The organism is Pseudomonas sp. MF6755, from assembly GCF_016405635.1.
Taxonomy (GTDB): domain Bacteria; phylum Pseudomonadota; class Gammaproteobacteria; order Pseudomonadales; family Pseudomonadaceae; genus Aquipseudomonas; species Aquipseudomonas haemolytica.
Map to the genome: position 1 here is coordinate 203,366 of NZ_JAEKDA010000005.1, position 22,073 is coordinate 225,438.

Annotated in this window: 21 protein-coding genes; 12 read left to right on the forward strand and 9 right to left on the reverse strand. The window is 61.4% G+C overall.

The window, feature by feature from the left end:
* Positions 1 to 174: 174 nt before the first annotated feature.
* Positions 175 to 429, reverse strand: a complete 255-nt coding sequence (locus JFT66_RS08105; RefSeq protein WP_198859082.1) for a DUF6124 family protein — start codon at positions 427 to 429, stop codon at positions 175 to 177.
* A gap of 435 nt (positions 430 to 864) precedes the next feature.
* Here JFT66_RS08105 and JFT66_RS08110 point away from each other — a divergent pair, with 435 nt between their 5' ends.
* On the forward strand, positions 865 to 1,152 hold the full coding sequence (locus JFT66_RS08110) for a HigA family addiction module antitoxin (protein WP_034116222.1): 288 nt from the start codon (positions 865 to 867) through the stop codon (positions 1,150 to 1,152).
* A gap of 147 nt (positions 1,153 to 1,299) precedes the next feature.
* Here JFT66_RS08110 and JFT66_RS08115 read toward each other — a convergent pair whose 3' ends face one another.
* The 6 genes from JFT66_RS08115 to pilG form a co-directional block, all read right to left on the reverse strand.
* Entirely contained in the window at positions 1,300 to 1,755 is a 456-nt protein-coding gene (locus JFT66_RS08115; RefSeq protein ID WP_034116223.1) for a chemotaxis protein CheW, read from the reverse strand.
* Positions 1,748 to 7,561: an Hpt domain-containing protein gene (locus JFT66_RS08120; protein ID WP_198859083.1), complete on the reverse strand. Its 5,814-nt coding sequence runs from the start codon at positions 7,559 to 7,561 to the stop codon at positions 1,748 to 1,750. Before JFT66_RS08120 ends, JFT66_RS08115 begins: the two co-directional genes overlap by 8 nt.
* A 107-nt stretch (positions 7,562 to 7,668) precedes the next feature.
* Positions 7,669 to 9,720 carry a methyl-accepting chemotaxis protein gene (locus JFT66_RS08125; protein ID WP_198859084.1) on the reverse strand — a complete coding sequence of 684 codons (2,052 nt, stop codon included), beginning with the start codon at positions 9,718 to 9,720 and terminating at the stop codon, positions 7,669 to 7,671.
* Positions 9,717 to 10,241, reverse strand: coding sequence for a chemotaxis protein CheW (locus tag JFT66_RS08130; RefSeq protein WP_034116226.1), 525 nt, complete (start codon positions 10,239 to 10,241; stop codon positions 9,717 to 9,719). The genes JFT66_RS08125 and JFT66_RS08130 overlap by 4 nt, the downstream gene beginning before the upstream one ends.
* A 12-nt stretch (positions 10,242 to 10,253) precedes the next feature.
* Entirely contained in the window at positions 10,254 to 10,619 is a 366-nt protein-coding gene (pilH, locus tag JFT66_RS08135; RefSeq protein WP_034116227.1) for a twitching motility response regulator PilH, read from the reverse strand.
* Positions 10,620 to 10,665: 46 nt separating this feature from the next.
* The gene (pilG, locus tag JFT66_RS08140) at positions 10,666 to 11,073 is read right to left on the reverse strand and encodes a twitching motility response regulator PilG (RefSeq protein ID WP_034116228.1); all 408 of its coding nucleotides are present in this window, start codon (positions 11,071 to 11,073) and stop codon (positions 10,666 to 10,668) included.
* Between the two features lie 239 nt (positions 11,074 to 11,312).
* Between pilG and gshB the strand changes: the two genes are divergently transcribed.
* The 7 genes from gshB to JFT66_RS08175 all read left to right on the forward strand — a co-directional run bounded on the left by gshB (position 11,313) and on the right by JFT66_RS08175 (position 17,228).
* Entirely contained in the window at positions 11,313 to 12,266 is a 954-nt protein-coding gene (gshB, locus tag JFT66_RS08145) for a glutathione synthase (protein WP_034116229.1), read from the forward strand.
* 77 nt (positions 12,267 to 12,343) lie between these two features.
* The gene (locus tag JFT66_RS08150; protein ID WP_034116230.1) at positions 12,344 to 13,249 is read left to right on the forward strand and encodes an energy transducer TonB; all 906 of its coding nucleotides are present in this window, start codon (positions 12,344 to 12,346) and stop codon (positions 13,247 to 13,249) included.
* A gap of 86 nt (positions 13,250 to 13,335) precedes the next feature.
* On the forward strand, positions 13,336 to 13,905 hold the full coding sequence (locus JFT66_RS08155) for a YqgE/AlgH family protein (protein ID WP_017139445.1): 570 nt from the start codon (positions 13,336 to 13,338) through the stop codon (positions 13,903 to 13,905).
* A complete protein-coding gene (ruvX, locus tag JFT66_RS08160; protein WP_003195067.1) occupies positions 13,905 to 14,342 on the forward strand; it encodes a Holliday junction resolvase RuvX in 438 nt (145 codons plus the stop codon). Before JFT66_RS08155 ends, ruvX begins: the two co-directional genes overlap by 1 nt.
* A gap of 82 nt (positions 14,343 to 14,424) precedes the next feature.
* Positions 14,425 to 14,931 carry a bifunctional pyr operon transcriptional regulator/uracil phosphoribosyltransferase PyrR gene (gene pyrR, locus JFT66_RS08165; RefSeq protein WP_198859085.1) on the forward strand — a complete coding sequence of 169 codons (507 nt, stop codon included), beginning with the start codon at positions 14,425 to 14,427 and terminating at the stop codon, positions 14,929 to 14,931.
* Between the two features lie 24 nt (positions 14,932 to 14,955).
* The gene (locus JFT66_RS08170; RefSeq protein WP_198859086.1) at positions 14,956 to 15,960 is read left to right on the forward strand and encodes an aspartate carbamoyltransferase catalytic subunit; all 1,005 of its coding nucleotides are present in this window, start codon (positions 14,956 to 14,958) and stop codon (positions 15,958 to 15,960) included.
* Positions 15,957 to 17,228, forward strand: a complete 1,272-nt coding sequence (locus tag JFT66_RS08175) for a dihydroorotase (RefSeq protein WP_162524798.1) — start codon at positions 15,957 to 15,959, stop codon at positions 17,226 to 17,228. Before JFT66_RS08170 ends, JFT66_RS08175 begins: the two co-directional genes overlap by 4 nt.
* Before the next feature lie 140 nt (positions 17,229 to 17,368).
* Here the strand turns inward: JFT66_RS08175 and JFT66_RS08180 are convergent, their stop codons facing one another.
* Positions 17,369 to 17,797 carry a TM2 domain-containing protein gene (locus tag JFT66_RS08180; RefSeq protein WP_034116234.1) on the reverse strand — a complete coding sequence of 143 codons (429 nt, stop codon included), beginning with the start codon at positions 17,795 to 17,797 and terminating at the stop codon, positions 17,369 to 17,371.
* Between the two features lie 249 nt (positions 17,798 to 18,046).
* Between JFT66_RS08180 and JFT66_RS08185 the strand changes: the two genes are divergently transcribed.
* Positions 18,047 to 18,685, forward strand: a complete 639-nt coding sequence (locus tag JFT66_RS08185; RefSeq protein ID WP_153837451.1) for a C40 family peptidase — start codon at positions 18,047 to 18,049, stop codon at positions 18,683 to 18,685.
* Between the two features lie 140 nt (positions 18,686 to 18,825).
* Here the strand turns inward: JFT66_RS08185 and JFT66_RS08190 are convergent, their stop codons facing one another.
* Complete coding sequence (locus JFT66_RS08190) at positions 18,826 to 19,860, reverse strand: type IV pilus twitching motility protein PilT (RefSeq protein ID WP_198859087.1); 1,035 nt, start codon at positions 19,858 to 19,860, stop codon at positions 18,826 to 18,828.
* A gap of 57 nt (positions 19,861 to 19,917) precedes the next feature.
* Between JFT66_RS08190 and JFT66_RS08195 the strand changes: the two genes are divergently transcribed.
* The 3 genes from JFT66_RS08195 to JFT66_RS08205 are packed head-to-tail and all read left to right on the forward strand — an operon-like array spanning position 19,918 to position 22,069.
* Positions 19,918 to 20,604 (forward strand): YggS family pyridoxal phosphate-dependent enzyme, encoded by a 687-nt coding sequence (locus tag JFT66_RS08195; RefSeq protein WP_198859088.1) that lies wholly within the window; start codon positions 19,918 to 19,920, stop codon positions 20,602 to 20,604.
* Between the two features lie 33 nt (positions 20,605 to 20,637).
* Positions 20,638 to 21,456: a pyrroline-5-carboxylate reductase gene (proC, locus tag JFT66_RS08200; RefSeq protein WP_034116238.1), complete on the forward strand. Its 819-nt coding sequence runs from the start codon at positions 20,638 to 20,640 to the stop codon at positions 21,454 to 21,456.
* A gap of 25 nt (positions 21,457 to 21,481) precedes the next feature.
* Positions 21,482 to 22,069, forward strand: a complete 588-nt coding sequence (locus JFT66_RS08205) for a YggT family protein (protein ID WP_034116239.1) — start codon at positions 21,482 to 21,484, stop codon at positions 22,067 to 22,069.
* Positions 22,070 to 22,073: the final 4 nt, after the last annotated feature.

Consider the following 22,073-nt stretch of genomic DNA (forward strand, 5'->3'; position numbering starts at 1 on the left):
GACCGTTACGCCTGGAGTAACGAAGATCAAAATGTGGGAGGGGGCTTGCTCCCGATAGCGGTGGGTCAGCCAGTAAATTTATGGCTGATACACCGCTATCGGGAGCAAGCCCCCTCCCACATTTGCTCAGTAGCGCCTGTTAGATATCGGTCCCAAACAAGGACCGATCAGTCCCTATTTTGGACCGTTTGAAAATTCCGGCGAAGGGCTGATTTGCTCAAGTGCCCTATCGACCAACAACTGCCCCAACTCTGCCATTTGCTGAATTCCAAGCATGATGGCGCGCTGGGAAGTGTCCAGGTCAAAGGCCAGGTTGCAGGTGAGTGCGTTGAGGGAGGATAGGGTTTCGCTGGCGTTGACCAGCAGGGTTTCGGTGTTCTGGTGGGGGTTTACGGTGAAGAGAGGTGGATTGGGGGTAGGTTTGACCATGATTTACAGCTCCGATATGTGATGGAAGCTACCCTCTTCCGCTTGCACGCGAATGAAGGTGGCAGCCGTGCGCAGGTGTGCAAGACCGGGCATATCGGACCCCGGCAGACCCCAAAGGATCTCCCACGCACAGCCGCCATAACGAGTACAGCAGGCATAAAAAATGCCCGTTGAATGGCTATGGGCGTTTGTGCGCCGACATGTAACCGGACTTGCACGTCCGTGTCACCGTTTTTTGCGATGACGGGACGAAAACTAGGCGCGCTGGCTGCACGCGACAAGCTCAAGCGCGGCCCAAAATCTTGCAGGAAAAATCCGAAGCCTCTTGGGTCGAGGGGCGTACAGGAAATTTCATACGGCGTTTTGGGGTTGTTGCTCGGAACGGGCCCTTCTAGCCTTCGCGGTTGAATGCCCATCGCCGGAGGACGTACCAACATGCCGATGTATAACCCACCTCATCCAGGTGAAATACTCCTTGAAGACGTTATCCCAGCACTAGGCATCACCCTTGCCCGAATGGCCCAGCACCTGCGAATACCCAGCGAGACTTTTTCAAGGATCTTGCATGGCCACGCCCCGGTCAGCCCGGATCTTGCCGTTCGGTTGGAGCGGGCGGGCGTGAGTAAAGCCCAGTTATGGTTGTCGATGCAAAGTGCCTACGATTTGTGGCAGGCCGAGCATCGGGAGCAACCGGTGATTGAGCGGTTTGCGCGGATTGATTGAGGTCTGGAGATGAACACAATTCAGTGTGGGAGCGGGCTTGCTCGCGAAAGCGGTATGTCAGCCATATATCAGTGACTGACCCACCGCTTTCGCGAGCAAGCCCGCTCCCACATTTGGATCTTCATAGGGATTTGAATAGGTGGGCAATCAAGCCAAGCCGGATTCAACTAAGAGCGCTTCGATGCCCATCAAATCCGGCACCTTCGCCACTTGTTCCCCCACCTGCACCGCCGCCAGTTCCAGCGGGCACAGCGGCACATCCACATAGCTCAATTCGCTATCGAGCTTGTACGAGCGCGGAATGCCCTGAATCACCAGCGCAATAAACTTCAACGTCGGCCTTCCACCCAAGGCATTCAACACTACGATCCGCGAACGTTCGCCGGTCACGCTGGCTTCACCGCACACGGCTTCAAAGCTGATCAAGGGGATCTGCCGATCGCGCCAGGTCACCTGGCGCAGGTACCACGGCGGTGCATCGCTGGCCGGTTCGCCGCGCTGGAAGTCGATCAGTTCGGCGATGGCGACATTGGGCAGCACCAGGTGGCGGTCGGCCAGGGGCAGCAGCAGGCCGGTGAGTTGGCTGGTGCGGTGGTCAAGCATGGGACTTGCTCCAGTAGGCGATGCTTTCCAGCAGCACCGACTCTTGGTACGGCTTGCCGAGGTAGTCGTTGACGCCTATGGCCATCGCGCGGTCGCGGTGTTTCTGGCCGGTGCGCGAGGTGATCATGATGATCGGTAAGCGCATCAGCCGTGGATCGTTGCGTACCTGAATGGCGACTTCGAAGCCGTCCATGCGCGGCATTTCGATGTCGAGCAGCATCAGGTCCGGGGTGTGTTCTTCAAGTAGGGCGATGGCGTCGATGCCGTCCTTGGCGGTGAGCACGTTCATGCCGTTGCGCTCCAGCAGGCGGCTGGTGACTTTGCGTACGGTGACCGAGTCGTCCACCACCAGCACCAGCAGTGGGCGTTTTTTCAGTGGATCGTTGAGGATCAGCGGCGCATCCACCGCCTGGGCCGGCAAGGCCGGTTGCCGGGCGCGGATATGCGCCAGCAGGTCGATGATCAGCACCACATGGCCGTCGCCCAGGATGGTCGCGCCGGTCACGCCCTGCACCCCGGAGAACTGCGGTCCCAGGCCCTTGACCACGATCTCGCGGGTACCGGCCATGGCATCCACGTGCACCGCCACGCGGCGTTCATTGCAGTGCACCAGCAGCACTGGCACGGGCTGGTACTGGCCCAGCAGTTTCGGGCGGCTGGCGGTGTGCAGCAGGTCGCCCAGGTAGAACAACTCGTAGCGCTGGCCGGCGTATTCATAATGCGGCGGGTCTTGCTGATAGTGCCCCGCCAGTTCGTGGGGTAATACGCGCACTAAGCCTTCGATGGTGTTGAGCGGGATCGCGTATTGGTCGTCCGCGCATTGCACCATCAGCGCACGATTGACCGATACGGTAAACGGCAGGCGAATGCGAAAGTGCACACCCACGCCCGGGGTCGAATCGATCACCATCGAGCCACCGAGCTGGCGCACTTCTTCATGCACCACGTCCATGCCCACACCACGCCCGGAAATCTGGGTGATCTTTTCTGCGGTGGAGAAGCCTGGCTGCAGGATGAACTGCAACACGTCACGGTCGCTGATCTCTTGATTGGGGGCGAGCAGGCCGCGCTTGATCGCCTTGCGCCGCACCGCTTCAAGGGGCACACCGGCGCCGTCGTCGCGCATGTCGAAAACGATATCGCCGCCTTCGTGGGTCAGGTCCAGGGTGATGCGGCCCCTCTCCGGCTTGCCTGCCTGCAACCGCACTTCGCGAGACTCCAGGCCGTGGTCGACGGCGTTGCGCAGCATATGCTCCAGGGGCGGCGCCATGCGTTCCAGCACGTTGCGGTCCATCTCGCCTTCGGCGTTGCCGACGATGAACTCCACATCCTTGCCCAACTCCTGCGCCACTTGCCGCACGATGCGCTTGAGGCGTGGCAGCATGCGCTCGAAAGGCACCATGCGCGTGCGCATCAGGCCCTCCTGCAACTCGGTGTTGATGCGCGCCTGTTGCTGCAAAAGGTCATGGGCATCCTGGTTGCGGCGCTCAAGGGTGTCCTTGAGGTCGAGCAGGTCGGAGGCCGATTCAGATAGCGCACGGGCCAACTGTTGCAGTTGCGAATGGCGGTCCATTTCCAGCGGGTCGAACTCTTCGTAGCCCAGGCGCTCGGCGTCGGCCTGCTGGCGGCTGAGGAGGCGGCCCTGGGTTTCGCTGTCGAGCCGGCGCAGTTGGTCGCGCATACGCTCGATGGTGGTTTGCACCTCATTCAATGCGATGCGTGCATCGTTGACCTGCTGCTCGATACGGCCACGGAAGATCGAGGTTTCGCCGGCCAGGTTGACCAGGTCGTCGAGCAAGTCGGCAGAGATTTTCACCATGTCGGCGGCGGGGTCGATCACTGCTTCGGCCTTACCCGCCGGCAACGCCACCGGCATGACCGGTTCATCACTGGGGTGCACCAGGCTCTTGATGCGTTCGATCAGTTTGTCCACCGAGCCAACGGGCAATCCATCCGCTACGGCGTCGATCATCTGCGCCAAACGGTCATGGCAACCTTGCAGCAACGCAAACAGCTCCTGGGTCGGCGCGAGCAAACCAGCAGACAGCCCCTCGTAAAGAAATTCCAGCTCATGGGCCAAATCGCCAATTGGCCCGATCTCGACCATGCGCGCCCCACCCTTGAGGGTGTGCAGGTCACGCAGCAGGGTTTCCACTTCCTGGCGATTGCCCGGCTCGGCTTGCCAACGCAGCAGCGCGCTGCCTGAGCTGTCGAGGATATCGGCGGCTTCTTCGAGAAAGATATCCAGCAATTCAGGGTCGGCACCCGAGGCCGGATCCACAGCAACCGGAGCTGCGGGTGTGTTGCTCTGGCGCAGCTCGCGCAGCTTGGCGACCAGCTCGGCAGCACCGCTCAAGGGTTGCTGGTGTTGCAGCTCTTCGAGTTGCAAGGCCAATCGTTCATGGCTGGCCATCAGTACCTGGGACAGCTCGGTGGAATAGCTATAGCGGCGGTCCACCAGGCCTTCATACAGGCATTCCAGCTCATGGGCCAAGTCGCCCACCGGGTCGATTTCGGCCATGCGCGCACCGCCCTTGAGGGTGTGCAGGTCCCGTTGCAACGAAGACAACGGCGCCGCGCTGTCGGGCTCCAACAGCCAGCGCTTGAGGGACTGCCCGGCGCTGTCGAGGATATCCACGGCTTCCTCAAGGAAGATCTCGACAATTTCGTCGTCCATTGCCGTTTGCTGATCCAACTGCGCAGTGGCGGCGCCCAACTCGGAGATACTCAGGGCGCGACTACCGTCGCTTTTGATCAGGCCGGTAGCGGATGGGTCCAGTGCGTCATCCAACAACTCGCGCAGGGCCTGCACGCGTGCCGGCGCCGGGCTGATTTCCTGGCCGGCGGCCAACTGGTCAAGCATATTGATCAGCGCTTCATGGGCCTGTTCGGCCTCATGGAAAAACCGTTCGCTGACCGCCAGGCTGCTTTCTTCTACGGCGCCATACAGGTCGAGCAAGGCTTCGCACAGCGCATCGATGGGGTGCAGGTCGGCGATGTGTGCACCCTCGCCCAAGGTGGTCAGTTCATCCAGCAACGCCGTGAGTTCCTGACGCTCGCCAGGGTGTTGCTGCCAACGGCGCAGCAGGCTTTCAGCGTCGAGCAGGATGTCCATGCCCTGGGCCAGGAAATTGGTGATCAGGTGTGGATCACGCTTGATGCGCAGGCCGGTACTGGGAGCGTCGAGCAGTGCTGCAAGCTGCTTATCCAGCAGGCTTTGGGTACGGCTGATCAGGTCGGCTGCGTCTTTGATCGGCACCAGTGGATCGCTGCCCAGGTCACGCAACCCGCGCTGGAACAGCCCTTGGGCTTCGAGCAGCAACTCCACTTCGTCCAGGTCCAGCGGCAGGCGGTGGGCCTTGTATTCACGGGTCAGGTGATCAAGCGGGCGGGCCAGTTCGGCAATGGGCAACACGCCGGCCATATACGCACTGCCCTTGAGCGTGTGCAGGGCGCGTTGCAGTTCATCCGTGACCTGCAGCGGCACATGCTCGGCGGCCAATTGCAGGAAGTGGTCGAGGCTGTCCAGGTGGCTCTGGGCTTCGTTACGGAAAATCTCCAGCAACATCGGGTCATGGGGTTCGGCAACCGACGCGTGTGTACCGCTGGCCAAGGCATGGGCACGGGCGGCCAGGGCGTCGACGTCATCGCGCTGGCGTTGGTCGTCGATGGCAAAATCGGCGATCAATTCTGGCAGCAGGGCAACGGCCTCATCGAGCACATGTTGCACCTCAGGGCCAAGGGTCACGCTGCGTTCCAGCACGCGGTTGAGCAGGTTTTCCACGGCCCAGGCCAGCTCGGCCACCACCAGCGCGCGCACCATGCGACCACTGCCCTTGAGGGTGTGGAAGGCGCGGCGCATTTCGCCCTGGGCGATTTTGTCCGCACTGTTGGGCAGGTAGCGATGCAGTACGCCGAGGACTTCATCGGTTTCCTCGAGGAAGACTTCGCGCAGCTCATCGTCAATCGGCGCTTCATCGGCTGGCGGCGGCAAGAGGCTGCCCGGACGCTGCAAGGCCGGAGGGTTGAGACGTGAGGTGGGGCTGGCCAGTGCATCGAATTGGGACTGGCTCGGTGCGGTCTCGGTGGACAGCGCGCCATCGGGCACAGCCAGGGCCTGGCGCCAGGGTTTTTCCGCCGGCAGGTAGCCCAGTGCGCTCAAGCCCTGGGTGGCCAGCTCCAGCACTTTTTCTCCTGGCGCGTCAGGATCTTGGAGCATGCGTTCGAGGTAGTACTCCAGGCTGCTGATCACATCGGCGAAATGCGCCAACTGCGCCTCGGAGGGCGCTGCGTCATTGACCATCAATTGCTCATCGACATAGTCGGTGCAACCACGCATCAGGCTCGCCGCCCGCGGCAAGGGGATCATCGCCAGGGCGCCGCGCACTTGGCTCAACAGCTCCGGCAGCGACTCCAGACGCTGGCGGTCCCAGTGGGCCTCGATGCAGTCGATCACCAGTTCTTTGGCCTGCTTCAAGCACTGGCAGGACTCACGAATCACCAGTTGATGAATCTGCGTCAGGTCGGTGGTCGGCAGGCGACTCTCTTCGCGGCTTTGCGGCTCGACGGTGCCGATCATCCCGGCCAACGTCGCTTCGACATAGAGCAACGCACCGGCCACGTCCATCAACACCGCGTCACTGGGTTCGCGCTGCCCCTGGACCAGGCTCAGCACCACGGCGAGTTGGTCGATGATCACTTTGCGCGGTTGGCCGAAACCCAGTACGGCAAGGGTATCGGCGATTTGCCGCAGCGGCGCCAGCAATGCATCGAGGTCGTGGGTGTGTTGACGGTCACTGCGTACGAACAGGTCGAGGCGCTCCTTGACCCGCACCAGTTCCTCACACAAGGCACCGAGCACCGAGCCCATGGCATTACGATCCGGCCCCGCCAACCGCGCACGCTCGGCATCGACCACGGCGCTGTCGGGCAAGGCTTCATCCAGGCCGTAGCGTTCTTTCAGGCTTTGCATGCGCGGCGTCGGTCGGGTGACTTTAGCAACGTAGAACAACAGGCTCTTGAGCAACTCATCCGGCGCTGGCTGGTTGATACCACCGATGCCCTGGACCAGCAGGCGCTTGAGCTGCTTGTCACTGGCCTTGAGCAGGCTGCGCAGCGCCGGGCTGTTGGCAATCACGCCAGTGAGCATGCCTTCGACCAAGGCCGAGGTGATCTGCCACAGCGGCAACAAAGGCGCGCCCTGGCACAGCGCTTCGAGGCGTGCGAACACCCGCGCCATGTCTTCCAGGTTGCTCGGGCCGTGGTCCTCACGCAGCAATCCGGCGAGGGCTTGTTGCAGCAACTGGTGCCATTGATGCAACTGCTCATGCAAACCAGGCGTTGCCCGTTGGGCGAGGGCTTCGTCAGGCAGCGGTGTAATCGACAGCAGTTGCGGGCTGAACAGGCTGGTTTCCGACAGCAGGCTTTCACCCCGGGCGCTACGCAAGTCGTTGAGCAGCGGCAGCACCACCAGCGGCAAGTCGCGGCGGGCGCTGTGCACGCGGTCGAGGTACAGCGGCAATTGGCCAAGGGCCTGTTGCAGCAGGCGAATGCTTTCATCGCGCTGGCTGACACGACCGGCCTGGAGGGCCAGGGCCAGTTCTTCGATCTCCTCGGCCAGCAGCGCCGCGCCGTAGAACTCGACCATTTGCAGCGCGCCATGCACCTGGTGGATACCCGCCAGGCACTCGTCGAGGGCATCGCCGGTTTCAACGTATGCGTCCAGCGCCGAACGAGCCTGTTTCAGGGTTTCGGCAATGTCGTCCTTGACCCATTCGAGGGCCACGTAGTCGTGCCGATCAACCATAACTGCTCCGCTTAGAATTCATGGGTTGCGTGTGTTGCTCAGATCTCAAATCAAGAGGAGATCCAATGTGGGAGGGGGCTTGCCCCCTCCCACATTTTGATCGCATTTCAATCGTCCACCTGCTTGGCTGGAGGCAGGGTGAAACCCGACACCGACCTGCGCAACTGACTGGCCATCTTCGCCAGGTTACCAATGCTCTCGGCTGTTGCAGTGGAGCCCGACGACGTCTGCGTGGTGATCTGCTGGATGACATTCATGGTCAGGGAAATCTGCCCCGCCGACGACGTCTGTTGCTGCGCCGCGTTGGAGATACTCTGGATCAGCGCCGCCAGGGTTTTCGACACACCTTCGATCTCTTCCAGCGCCACGCCCGCGTCCTGAGCCAGGCGTGCGCCACGCACCACTTCGGTGGTGGTCTGCTCCATGGAAATCACCGCTTCATTGGTGTCGGCCTGGATCGCCCGTACCAGGGTTTCGATCTGCCGGGTGGCCGCCGACGAGCGCTCGGCCAGCCGTTGCACTTCATCGGCCACCACCGCAAACCCGCGCCCGGCATCGCCGGCCATGCTCGCCTGGATCGCCGCGTTGAGAGCGAGGATGTTGGTCTGGTCGGCGATGTCGTCGATCAGGCTGACGATGTCGCCAATCTCCTGGGACGACTCGCCCAGGCGCTTGATGCGCTTGGCAGTGTCCTGGATCTGCTCACGAATGTTGTCCATGCCGTGGATGGTGTTGTGCACCACTTCGTTGCCCTTGTTGGCGATCTCCACCGAGCGCTCCGCCACCGCCGAGGACTCTGCAGCGTTGGCCGAAACCTGGTCGATAGATTGGGCCATCTGGTTGATCGCCGTGGACGCTTCGGCGATCTGCTGGGCTTGATGCTCCGACGCCTGGGCCAGGTGCATGGCGGTGGCCTGGGTGTCCTGCACCGCACCAGCGACTTGCCCGGCGGTGAGGTTGATGGTGGCGACCAGATCGCGCAGCTGGTCCACGGAATAGTTAATGGAGTCTGCGATGGTGCCGGTGAAATCTTCGGTGACCGAGGCCGTGACAGTGAGGTCGCCATCGGCCAGGTCTTCGATTTCATCCAGCAGGCGCATGATTGCGTTCTGGTTGCGCTCGTTCTTCTCGGCAGTTTCATACAGTTGGCGGTTGGTCTCACGCACCATGACCAGACCGATCAGGATGATCGAGGCCAGCGCCAGCAGGCCCAGCACATACCCGCCGATGGTATCGAAGCTGCGCCCACTGGCGAGGTTTTCAAAACCGGTGGCCAGGTGCGAGGCTTCATCGAGCAGGGTTTGTGACAGATTGAAAATATGGCTCGCCGAGGCCCGCACCTGGAACAACTGCGGCGAGGTCTCGAGGATTTCATCCACGGAGCCGGAGACAAACTCGAACAGCTCGGAAATTTCCGCCAACCGCGCCCGCGCGTCATGGTCTTCGACCTGGGTGATGCGCAGCCCCGGGTTGCCGTTGAGCATGCCGTTGAGCACCACACCAAAACGGTTAGCGTCGCGACCAAAAGCATCGGCGGCCTGCACCGCGGTTTCATCCCCGGCAAGCACGGTGTTGACCGCCCCCAGGATGCGCTCGGCCAGCAGCGACTGCCGCTGGGCCAAAGCTACCTGGCTGGCCGGGGCGCCACGTTGCAGCAGGATGTCGACGACCTTTTCCGATTCCAGCTGCAATTGCGGCACGGTTTCGGCCAGGGTCGCGGCCACCTGGTGCAGGGACAATACGGTCTGCTCGCTGGCGAGGATCGCGTCGGTGTTTTTCAGCAGCGCTTCCCAGTCGGTCTGCACCGCACGCATTTCGGCGCGCACCGCGCTGGGTGCGGCGGGCAGGCCGGTTTGCGGGTCGCCTTTTTTCAGGTAGCCCCAGCGCTGGGCAAAGTCGTTGCGCGCATCGCCCAGCAGCTTGAACGCGGCGGCTTTGCCGGCGGCGGCTTCGGTAGCGTTCTTGGCGATGCGCTGGGACAGCACGCGCAACTCACCGGCGTGGCCGATGTACTGTTTATCGTAGGTGGACTGGGTGTTGAGGTAAGCAAAGTTGGCGAACAGCAGCATGATGAACACGATCAAGGCGATAAATAGCACGATGATCTGCGAACGGCTGCGCGAGGCGGCCTGGGGTTTGGGCGTGGTAACGGTACTCATGCGGCGACATCCATGAAGCCAGGGGCCTGGGCCAGGGCGAAGGGGCTGAAGACTTGCCATTGCTGGTCGCCGTCGAACTGGCCCTGGATAAACGGCGCGCCGGAGGCGGTGCTCGCCATCCATGCGTCCAATGCGAAATGCTGCATGCCCACTACCTCGTCCACCAGCAGCCCGACAAACAGGTCGTTGAACTCCACCACCAATACGCGCCGTTGCTTGCGCGCCTTGGACAGCCCAAGGCCGAGGAAGCCACCCAGGTCCATGACTGGCAGCAAGCGCCCGCGCAGGTTGGCCACGCCCTTGACCCAGGGCTTGACCCCGGGCATCAGGGTGCAACGCGGCTCATGCAAGACTTCGGCGACTTCGCCCATGGGCGCCACGTACCCGTTTGGCCCCACACGGAAAGCAATGCCGCTCCAGCGTTGCAGGCGGGTTTCCTGGGACGGCAGATCGGCGGCCAGCAGGCGGCAGCGGCGGTCGATGTCCAGCAGCAGCTCGAAGGCGGTTTGCGACTCGGTCATGATCGCGAGCCTTTAGCCGGCCAGTACCTTGTTCAGGGTGGCAATCAGGGTCTCTTCGTCCACCGGTTTGGTCAGGTAGTCCTTGGCGCCCTGGCGAGTACCCCACACCTTGTCGGTTTCCTGATCTTTAGTGGTGATGATGATCACTGGGATGTGCTCGGTTTCCTTGTCTTTGGTCAGTTGGCGCGTGGCCTGGAACCCATTGAGGCCGGGCATCACAATGTCCATCAATACCGCGTCAGGTTTTTCCTGGCGGGCAAGCGCCACACCATCGCCGCCGTTGGCGGCCTTGAGAACTTCGTGACCATGCTTTTCCAGCATGCCGGTGAGTTTGTACATTTCAGTCGGCGAATCGTCGACGATCAGAACACGTGCCATGGTTTTCCCCACTACATTGGTCGGCGCCGGCCCTTGTGGGGTGGCGTCAGTGTGCTTGTTCTACTGCAGCGAAGGCAGGCACATAGGCCTTGATCGCACCCAGCAGTTCTTCCTTGCTGAAAGGCTTGGTCAAAAACTGATCGACACCCACGATACGCCCCTTGGCCTTGTCGAACAGGCCGTCCTTGGAGGACAGCATGATCACCGGGATCGACTTGAACGCCGGGTTGTTCTTCACCAGGGCGCAGGTCTGGTAGCCATCCAGGCGCGGCATCATGACGTCGACAAAGATAATGTGCGGGTGATGATCCACAATCCGCGCCAGGGCATCGAAACCGTCGATAGCCGTGATGACCTCGCACCCCATGTTCTTCAACAGAGTCTCGGCGGTGCGGCGGATCGTTTTCGAATCGTCGATCACCATCACCCTCAAGGCGTTGGAATGCTGTTCCATATCTGCTCTACCATCGCCACAGCGAATCGGTTTTCGGTGTGTACTGCCTGATGTTGCACAGGATGAACGCCGCAAGCCTTGGAATTCAAGGGCTGCTGCGTTGTGGCAGTCTTTTTAGCACAGTCTCCGGGCGCAATCTATCGAGGCACCCGCCCGGTGGTTTTTCCTTGACCCACAACAGCCGCAGCGCCACTCTGACGCCACTTTTATGCGCCCTAATTTGCTAGAGGAAATCCCCCATGAGCGTTCGCGTCGGCATTGTCATGGACCCTATCGCCAGCATTTCCTATAAAAAGGACAGTTCGCTGGCCATGCTCCTGGCCGCCCAGGCCCGCGGCTGGACGTTGTTCTATATGGAGCAGCGCGATCTTTACCAGGGTGACGGCGAGGCACGCGCACGCATGCGCCCGCTGCAGGTGTTCGCCAACCCTGAGAAGTGGTTCGAGCTTTCGGACGAAATCGACAGCCCCCTGAGTGACCTCGACGTGATCCTGATGCGCAAGGACCCGCCGTTCGACATGGAATTTGTGTATTCCACCTATCTGCTGGAGCAGGCTGAACGCGCCGGCGTGCTGATCGTCAACAAGCCGCAGAGCCTGCGTGACTGCAATGAAAAGCTGTTCGCCACCCTGTTCCCGCAGTGCACGCCGCCGACCGTGGTCAGCCGCCGCGCCGATGTGCTGCGTGAGTTCGCCGCCAAGCATGGTGATGTGATCCTCAAGCCGCTGGACGGCATGGGCGGCACCTCGATCTTCCGTCACCGCGCCGGCGACCCGAACCTCTCGGTGATCCTCGAGACCCTGACCGCCCTGGGCACCCAGCAGATCATGGGGCAGGCCTACCTGCCGGCGATCAAGGACGGCGACAAGCGCATCCTGATGATCGACGGCGAGCCGGTGGATTACTGCCTGGCGCGCATCCCGGCAGCGGGCGAGACCCGTGGCAACCTGGCCGCCGGTGGTCGTGGTGAAGCACGGCCTTTGTCGGACAAGGATCGCTGGATCGCAGCTCAAGTCGGCCCAACCCTGCGGGAAAAAGGTCTGCTGTTTGTCGGATTAGACGTAATTGGTGAGCATCTCACTGAAATCAACGTCACCAGCCCGACCTGTATTCGCGAGATCGACAACGCATTTGGCACGAACATCGGCGAAATGCTGATGGCAGCCATTGAACGCAAGCTACAAGCCAAGTGACATAGAACAGCCGGACACTCACCAACATTGCGTTATCATGCGCCACCTGTGAAAAGCGCGATGTTGGTTTTCTTGTCATGACACTCCCGTCCGAACTGCCCCCCGAACTCTCCCACAGCGGCGTGCGCCCGGCTGATCGGCTCGGATTTACCCTGTTTCTCGCCGCGCTGGTTCACCTTGCATTGCTTCTTGGTGTGGGTTTCACCCTGGTGGAGCCCAAGCAGATCACCAAGACCATGGAAATCACTCTCGCCACGTTCAAGAGCGAAAAGAAGCCCGAAAAGGCCGACTTTCTCGCCCAGGACAACCAGCAAGGCAGCGGCACCCTCGACAAGAAAGCGGTGCCCAAGACTACCGAAGTCGCGCCCTTCCACGACAACAAGGTCAATAAGGTCACTCCGCCGCCGGCGCCCAAGCCCGAGGTCAAGCAGGCTGCACCCAAGGCCGCCGTGACCACCGTCGCACCCAAGCCGCAAAAAGCCCCGACCCAACGCGAAAAAGCCAAGACCGAACCCAAGCCCGAGCCGGTGAAACCCGCACCTACCTTCGACAGTTCGACGCTGTCCGATGAAATTTCCAGCCTGGAAGCCGAACTGGCCCATGAACAACAGCTTTACGCCAAGCGCCCACGTATCTACCGCCTGAACGCCGCCTCGACCATGCGCGACAAAGGTGCCTGGTATAAGGACGAGTGGCGCAAGAAGGTCGAGCGCATCGGCAACCTCAACTACCCGGACGAAGCCCGGCGCCAGCAGATTTATGGCAACTTGCGCTTGCTGGTTTCGATCAACCGTGATGGTTCGCTGTATGAAGTGCAGGTGCTGGAGTCCTCCGGCCAACCGTTGCTGGACCAGGCCGCCCAGCGCATCGTGCGCCTGGCCGCGCCCTTTGCGCCGTTCAGCGGCGACTTGAACGACGTGGACCGCCTGGAAATCATCCGTACCTGGAAGTTTGCCAAAGGCGACCGGCTGTCCAGCAACTGACGCTGTGACGAGTGCGCCTCGACCGACTGCCATTGAGGCTTAACTCCAGCTTGTCAGTTCGCCCCTCCAACGCCACACTAGCGGACATGAAAAATGTCAGCCCGACCTACCTCAAGCACCAATTCCTGATCGCCATGCCCCATATGGCCGACCCGAACTTTGCGCAGACCTTGACCTACATCGTCGAGCACACGGCCAATGGTGCCATGGGGCTGGTGGTCAACCGCCCTCAGGAGCTGAACCTGGCCGATATCCTCGAGCAATTGCGCCCGGAAATAGACCCACCGGCTCGTTGCCAAGGTGTGCCGATCTATATTGGCGGGCCGGTGCAGACTGATCGCGGCTTTGTGCTGCACCCCACCGGGCCGAAGTTCCAGGCCACGGTAGACCTTGAAGGCGTGTCACTGTCCACCTCCCAGGACGTGCTGTTCGCCATCGCCGACGGCGTTGGCCCTGAGCAAAGCGTGATCACCCTCGGTTACGCAGGTTGGGAAGCCGGGCAACTGGAGGCTGAACTGGCCAGCAATGCCTGGCTGACCTGCCCGTTCGATGCCGATATCCTGTTCAATACCGCCAGCGAACTGCGTCTGGAAGCGGCCGCGGCCAAGCTGCGGGTCAACCTCAGCCTGTTGACCAGCCAGGCGGGGCACGCCTGATGGCTTTGCGTCTGATCCTCGGTTTTGACTACGGCACCAAACAGATCGGCGTAGCGGTCGGCCAGGTCATCACCGGCCAGGCCCGCGAGCTGTGCACCCTCAAGGCCCAGAACGGCGTGCCGGACTGGAACCAGGTCGAAGCGCTCATCAAAGAGTGGAAGCCTGATGCGGTGGTGGTCGGCCTGCCCCTGAACATGGACGGCACGCCCAGCGACATGTGCCTGCGCGCCGAAAAGTTCGCCCGCCGCCTCAATGGCCGCTACAACCTGCCCTTCTATACCCACGACGAGCGCCTCACCACCTTTGAAGCCAAGGGTGAGCGTCGCGACCGTGGCGGGCAGAAAGGCAGCTACCGCGACAACCCCGTGGACGCCATCGCCGCCGCCTTGCTGTTGCAGGGTTGGCTGGATGAAAACACCGCTTTATTTGAATCCTGACTGACGCGGCTTGCCGCGTCTTTTTACGTTTGAGCCCGGACCTTGCCGCTACCCCACCGAGCAAGGCCTAGAAGGAGCATCCATGAGCCTGCCCAATCCCGCCGAACTGATCAGCCAGATGGCGATACGCCTCAAGGCGCACCTGGAACACCGCGCCATCAGCGAGCCGCGTTTTATCGGCATCCGCACCGGCGGTGTGTGGGTGGCCCAGGCGTTGCTGGAAGAGATGGGCAGCGATTCGCCCCTGGGTACGCTGGACGTGTCCTTCTACCGCGATGACTTCAGCCAGAATGGCCTGCACCCGCAAGTGCGCCCGTCGGCCCTGCCGTTCGAGATCGAAGGCCAGCACCTGGTGTTGATCGACGACGTGCTGATGAGCGGCCGCACTATCCGCGCCGCCCTGAATGAGCTGTTCGACTACGGCCGCCCGGCCAGCGTGACCCTGGTGTGCCTGCTGGATCTGGACGCCGGCGAATTGCCGATCAGCCCGGACGTGGTCGGCGCTACGCTGTCACTTTGTGCCCGGCAGCGGGTAAAATTGTCCGGTCCCACGCCGCTCGAACTCGAACTGCAAGACCTTGCCCTTTAAACCGCCTTGTACAGAGTCCCCGCGATGACGCCTCTAGATGCCAAGCGCCCGCTGCAGCTCAATGCTCAGGGCCAGTTGCAACACTTCTTGTCCCTCGACGGTTTGCCCTGCGAACTGCTCACCGAAATCCTCGACACCGCCGACTCGTTCCTCGAAGTCGGTGGCCGGGCGGTGAAGAAGGTCCCGCTGTTGCGCGGCAAAACCATTTGCAATGTGTTCTTCGAGAACTCCACCCGTACCCGCACCACCTTTGAACTGGCGGCCCAACGGCTGTCGGCCGACGTGATCACGCTGAACGTGTCCACCTCGTCGGCGAGCAAGGGCGAGACCCTGCTCGACACCCTGCGCAACCTGGAAGCCATGGCGGCCGACATGTTTGTGGTACGCCACGGCGACTCCGGCGCTGCGCACTTCATTGCCGAGCATGTGTGCCCGAACGTAGCGATCATCAACGGCGGCGACGGCCGTCACGCCCACCCGACCCAGGGCATGCTCGACATGCTCACCATCCGTCGGCACAAGGGCAGTTTTGAAAAGCTTTCAGTGGCCATCGTCGGCGACATCCTGCACTCGCGGGTGGCGCGCTCGAACATGCTGGCCCTGAAGGCCCTGGGTTGCCCGGATATTCGCGTGATTGCACCGAAGACCTTGCTGCCCATCGGTATCGAACAGTACGGCGTGAAGGTCTATACCGACATGACCGAAGGCCTCAAGGATGTGGACGTGGTGATCATGCTGCGCCTGCAACGCGAGCGCATGGCCGGTGGCCTGTTGCCAAGCGAAGGCGAGTTCTACCGCCTGTTCGGCCTGACCACTGCCCGTCTGGCCGGAGCCAAGCCGGATGCCATCGTGATGCACCCGGGGCCGATCAACCGCGGCGTGGAAATTGAGTCGGCGGTGGCCGACGGCCCGCAGTCGGTGATCTTGAACCAAGTGACCTACGGCATCGCCGTGCGCATGGCCGTGCTGTCCATGGCCATGAGCGGGCAAACCGCGCAACGTCAATTCGAGCAGGAGCAGGCCCAGTGAAGCTCAGCATTCTCGGCGCCCGAGTCATCGATCCAGCCAGTGGCCTGGACCAAGTTACCGATCTACATCTGGACGCCGGCAAGATTATCGCCATTGGCGCCGCGCCTGCAGGCTTCAGCGCCGTCGAGAGCATCGACGCCAAGGGCCTGGTGGCCGCACCTGGGCTGGTGGACCTGAACGTCGCGCTGCGCGAACCGGGCTATAGCCGCAAAGGCAACATCAACAGCGAAACCCAAGCCGCCGCCGCCGGTGGCGTGACCAGCCTGTGCTGCCCGCCGAACACCAAGCCGGTGCTGGACACTTCGGCTGTGACCGAACTGATCCTCGACCGCGCCCGCGAAGCCGGCAATTGCAAGGTGTTCCCTATCGGCGCCCTGAGCAAAGGCCTGGACGGCGAACAACTCGCCGAGCTGATCGCCCTGCGCGACGCCGGTTGCGTGGCCTTCGGCAATGGCCTGGAGAGTTTCCGCAGTACGCGCACCCTGTGCCGCGCACTGGAATACGCGGCCACCTTCGACTTGACGGTGATCTTCCACTCCCAGGACCGCGACCTGGCCGAAGGCGGCCTGGCCCATGAAGGCGCGGTGGCCAGCTTCCTCGGCCTGCCGGGCATTCCGGAAACCGCCGAAACCGTGGCCCTGGCCCGTGACCTGCTGCTGGTGGAGCAAAGCGGTGTGCGCGCGCACTTCAGCCAACTGACCAGCGCCCGTGGCGTTGCCCTGATCGCCCAGGCCCAGGCCCGTGGCTTGCCGGTGACGGCCGACGTGGCGCTGTACCAACTGATCCTGACGGATGAAGCGTTGATCGACTTCTCCAGCCTGTATCACGTACAGCCGCCCCTGCGCACAAAGGCCGACCGCGACGGTTTGCGGGCGGCGGTAAAGTCGGGTGTGGTGTCGGCGATTTCCAGCCATCACCAGCCTCACGAGCGAGACGCCAAGCTGGCGCCGTTTGGTGCGACCGAGCCGGGTATTAGCAGTGTGGAGCTGTTGCTGCCATTGGCGATGACGTTGGTGGAGGACGGCTTGCTCGACCTGCCGACGCTATTGGCGCGCCTGAGCGCCGGCCCGGCCGAGGCCTTGCGCCTGCCAGCGGGCAAGCTGGCGGTAGGTTCGCCGGCGGACCTGGTGCTGTTCGACCTGGGCAGCTCGACGGTTGCCGGGGAGCACTGGTTGTCCAAGGGCGAAAACTGCCCGTTCATCGGCCATAGCCTGCCGGCGACGGTGCGGTACACCTTGATGGATGGGCGGATCAGCTACCAGGCTTAAGACAGATCTGAAGTGGGCATAGTAAATGTGGGAGGGGGCTTGCTCCCGATAGCGGCGGATCAGCCGGCTTATCTGTAGCTGACCCACTGCAATCGGGAGCAAGCCCCCTCCCACATTTGGTTCTCTATATGGCCGAAAGATCAGCGCCCGGCATTGCGCTCGGCGTTACGAATCGAAATCTGCGTATTCAGCGTCCAGAAGTCATACAGCACCCCAAGCAGGAACAAACCGCCGGTCAGCAGGTAGATCAGGCCGGTGATCCATTTGCCCTGGTACATACGGTGCACACCGAACATACCCAGGAATGCCAACAGAATCCACGCGACGTTGTATTCGATGGGCCCGGCGGTAAACCGCAAGTCGGCCTCACGGTCCATGGCCGGGATCAGGAACAAGTCGATCAGCCAACCAATGCCCAGCAAGCCGAAGGTGAAAAACCAGATCGTACCGGTCACGGGTTTGCCGTAATAAAAGCGATGCGCCCCGGTGAAACCGAAAATCCACAGCAGGTAACCGATTACCTTGCTATGGGTATCTTGCTGCTGACCAACCTGTTGATAGGTGTTCATGGAGTACCTCTTTTGCTTCGATAGATAAATTTTTTCATTTTCTTTGTGACTTTTTTACAGGCGCCCGACGTATGGCAAATGGTATCTTTCTGCCCTCAAAGCCTTATGCCACCTGACTTGTGTAGGACAATTGCGGCAATTCGTCGCGTTTTTCCTGAGTTTGACCCCAAGGTTCAGTCGACAAACGGCCTCAGAACGACACAAAAAGCTGTTATAAAGTTGCGCGCAAACCCATAAGAGCCACGCCTAATGCGACCATTTTTCAAGACATGGCTGACCATCTGCCTATTAATGCCACTGGCCGCCCACGCCACCAATCGTGAGCAACGACTTCCGAACGTCAATGGTTTCACCCCTAAAGTACACAGCACAACCAGCACGGCCAAATCGGTAAAGCTGACCGTCAACCGCCCGACTCAACTGAGCAAGGCCCACGGTAAAGCGACTCCAGGCCTGATGGCAGTCAATACCAAGCAAAGCAGCAACGTCCTCAGCCGTGCCGTCAACGTGCTCGGTACTCCTTATCGTTGGGGCGGCAGCAGCCCAAGTAAAGGGTTCGACTGCAGCGGCTTGGTGAAATATGCCTTTAACGATGTAAAAGCGGTGGATTTGCCACGCACCTCCAACGCCATGGCTAGCGGCCACGGCTTGAAGGTTGACCGCAAAGACCTGAAACCGGGCGACCTGTTGTTCTTCAAACTTAAGAGCCGCCAGGTCAACCACGTTGCCATCTACCTGGGCAACGACCGCTTTATCCACGCACCACGTCGTGGCAAGTCGGTGAGCATCGACACGCTGAAAAAGCCGTTCTGGGACAAGAACTACGTGATTGCCAAGCGGGTGTTGCCGAAAGAGCAGAACAACAACCTGCGGATCGTGCAACGCTGATCTAAAGCTGGAATGCAGTAAACAATGTGGGAGCGGGCTTGCTCGCGAATACGGTGTGTCAGCCGACGAATATGCTGGCTGATCTACCGCATTCGCGAGCAAGCCCGCTCCCACATTTGATTTTTATTGCCTGAAAGACCTCATATGTCTGCAGGCACCCTCGCCTTCTCCCGCGCCTCTTCCCGGCTGACCAACCCCGCGCCGACCAACGCCTTCAAGCTCATATCCAACGTCTTCATCCCCAATGCCCCCCCGGTCTGGATCGCAGAGACTATCTGCGCCACCTTGTCTTCGCGGACAAGATTGCGAATCGCCGGTGTGCCCAGCATGATTTCATGGGCAGCCACGCGCCCGCCGCCGACCTTCTTCACCAGTACCTGGGACACCACCGCCTGCAACGACTCCGACAGCATCGAGCGGACCATGGCCTTTTCCCCTGCTGGAAAGACGTCCATCAGCCTGTCTACAGTCTTTGCAGCCGATGAGGTGTGCAGGGTGCCAAACACCAGGTGACCGGTTTCAGCGGCCGTCAGCGCCAGGCGGATGGTTTCCAGGTCGCGCAATTCACCCACCAGGATCACATCCGGGTCTTCCCGCAGGGCCGAGCGCAGGGCCACCGAGAAACTGTGGGTGTCACGGTGCACCTGGCGCTGGGTGACCAGGGCTATTTTCGGCCTGTGGATAAATTCGATGGGGTCTTCCAGCGTGAGGATATGCTGGCGTCGATGCCGATTGAGGTGGTCGATCATCGCCGCCAAAGTCGTGGATTTTCCCGAACCGGTAGGCCCGGTAACCAATACAAGGCCCCGCGGGAGCTGGGCGATACCCTGGAACACCTCGCCCAACCCAAGCTCTTCCAGGCTCTGGACCTCAGTCGGGATAGTACGAAACACGGCACCCACGCCGCGATCCTGGCGGAACACGTTCACCCGAAAGCGTGCCACCCCTGGCAACTCGAAGGCAAAATCCGTTTCAAGAGATGTTTCGAAATCCTTTTGTTGGTGTTTATTCAGCAAAGGGCACACCAGGTCGACCATTTGCGACGCGTTCAGCACCGGCCAATCCATCGGCCAGACTTCGCCATCAATGCGCAGCATCGGTGCCAGGCCGGCCGACAGGTGCAGGTCGGAGGCGCCTCGGCTTACGCTGACCGCCAGCAATTGCGTGATATCCATAGGGCTTTCCATTTCCAGTAGAATGCCGCGGACTCCATATCCACGGGCGCAACTTGAATGTCGACGATAGCAGACAACATTGGCCTGGTAAGCCAGCGCATCCGCGCCGCAGCCGACGCCGTGCAACGTGACGCAAGCAGCATCCACCTGCTGGCTGTGAGCAAGACCAAACCCTCGCAGGCGGTACGCGAAGCCTTTGCCGCCGGCATGCACGACTTTGGCGAGAACTACCTGCAGGAAGCCTTGGGCAAACAGAGCGAATTAACCGACCTGCCCTTGAGTTGGCACTTCATCGGCCCCATTCAATCGAACAAGACTCGCGCGATCGCCGAGAACTTCGCTTGGGTGCATTCCGTGGACCGCCTGAAAATTGCACAACGCCTGTCCGAACAACGCCCGGCCGACCTGCCGCCGCTCAATATCTGCATCCAGGTCAATGTCAGCGGCGAAGCCAGCAAGTCCGGCTGTACGCCTGCCGACCTGCCAGCCCTGGCGAATGCAATCAGCGCCCTGCCGCGCTTGAAACTGCGTGGCCTGATGGCGATCCCCGAGCCGACTGAAGATCGGGCCGCACAGGATGCAGCGTTCGCCAGGGTGCGCGACCTGCAAGCCAGCCTGAACCTGCCGCTGGACACACTTTCCATGGGCATGAGCCATGACCTTGAGTCGGCCATTGCCCAAGGCGCCACTTGGGTGCGGATCGGTACCGCCCTGTTTGGCGCCCGCGACTACGGCCAGCCATGAAATGGCTGACTTCCCTCTGAATAAGGACCTGTCATGAGCAACACGCGTATTGCCTTTATCGGCGCCGGCAACATGGCGGCCAGCCTGATCGGTGGCCTGCGGGCCAAGGGCCTGGACGCCGAGCAGATCCGCGCCAGCGACCCCGGCGCCGAGACCCGCGAGCGCGTCAGCGCCGAACACGGCATCAAAACCTTCGCCGATAACGCCGAGGCCATCCACGGCGTCGATGTGATCGTGCTGGCGGTCAAGCCCCAGGCCATGAAAGCCGTGTGCGAGACCCTGCGCCCGAACTTGCAACCCCATCAACTGGTGGTGTCGATTGCCGCCGGTATCACCTGCGCCAGTATGAACGCCTGGCTCGGTGCCCAGCCAATCGTACGCTGCATGCCTAACACCCCGGCGCTGCTGCGCCAAGGCGTCAGCGGCTTGTACGCCACCCACGAAGTCACGGCGCAACAACGCGACCAGGCCCAGGAATTGCTGTCTGCCGTGGGCATCGCCGTGTGGTTGGAGCAGGAACAGCAGATGGACGCGGTCACCGCGGTCTCCGGCAGCGGCCCGGCCTACTTCTTCCTGTTGATCGAAGCCATGACCGCCGCCGGCGTCAAGCTGGGCCTGCCCCATGACGTCGCCGAGCAGTTGGCTGAACAAACGGCCCTGGGCGCCGCGAAAATGGCCGTCGGCAGCGATGTGGATGCCGCCGAGCTGCGCCGTCGTGTGACGTCCCCGGGCGGCACCACGCAAGCGGCCATCGAATCGTTCCAGGCCGGGGGCTTTGAGGCCCTGGTGGAAAAAGCACTGGGTGCCGCGGCACATCGTTCGGCCGAGATGGCTGAGCAACTGGGCAAATAGTCGTCCCTTACCAAGGTAATCAAACATGCTCGGAATCAATGACGCTGCCATTTTCATCATTCAGACCTTGGGCAGCCTGTACCTGCTGATCGTGCTGATGCGCTTTATCCTGCAACTGGTGCGGGCGAACTTCTACAACCCGTTGTGCCAGTTCGTAGTCAAGGCCACCCAACCGCTGCTCAAGCCACTGCGCCGGGTGATCCCGAGCCTGTTCGGCCTGGACATGTCGTCGCTGGTGCTGGCGTTGCTGCTGCAGATCCTGCTGTTCGTGGTGATCCTGATGCTCAACGGCTACCAGGCTTTCACCCTGCTGCTGTTGCCTTGGGGCCTGATCGGTATTTTCTCGCTGTTCTTGAAGATCATTTTCTGGTCAATGATCATCAGCGTGATCCTGTCGTGGGTCGCACCCGGCAGCCGCAGCCCGGGCGCTGAACTGGTGGCGCAGATTACCGAACCGGTGCTGGCGCCATTCCGTCGGCTGATCCCGAACCTGGGTGGCCTGGATATCTCGCCGATCTTTGCGTTTATCGTGATTCAGTTGCTGCAAAGCTGGGTGATTCCGCGCCTGGCTTTCTACGCGTTCATGCCAAAAGAGCTGTTCGGCCTGATCTGAAATA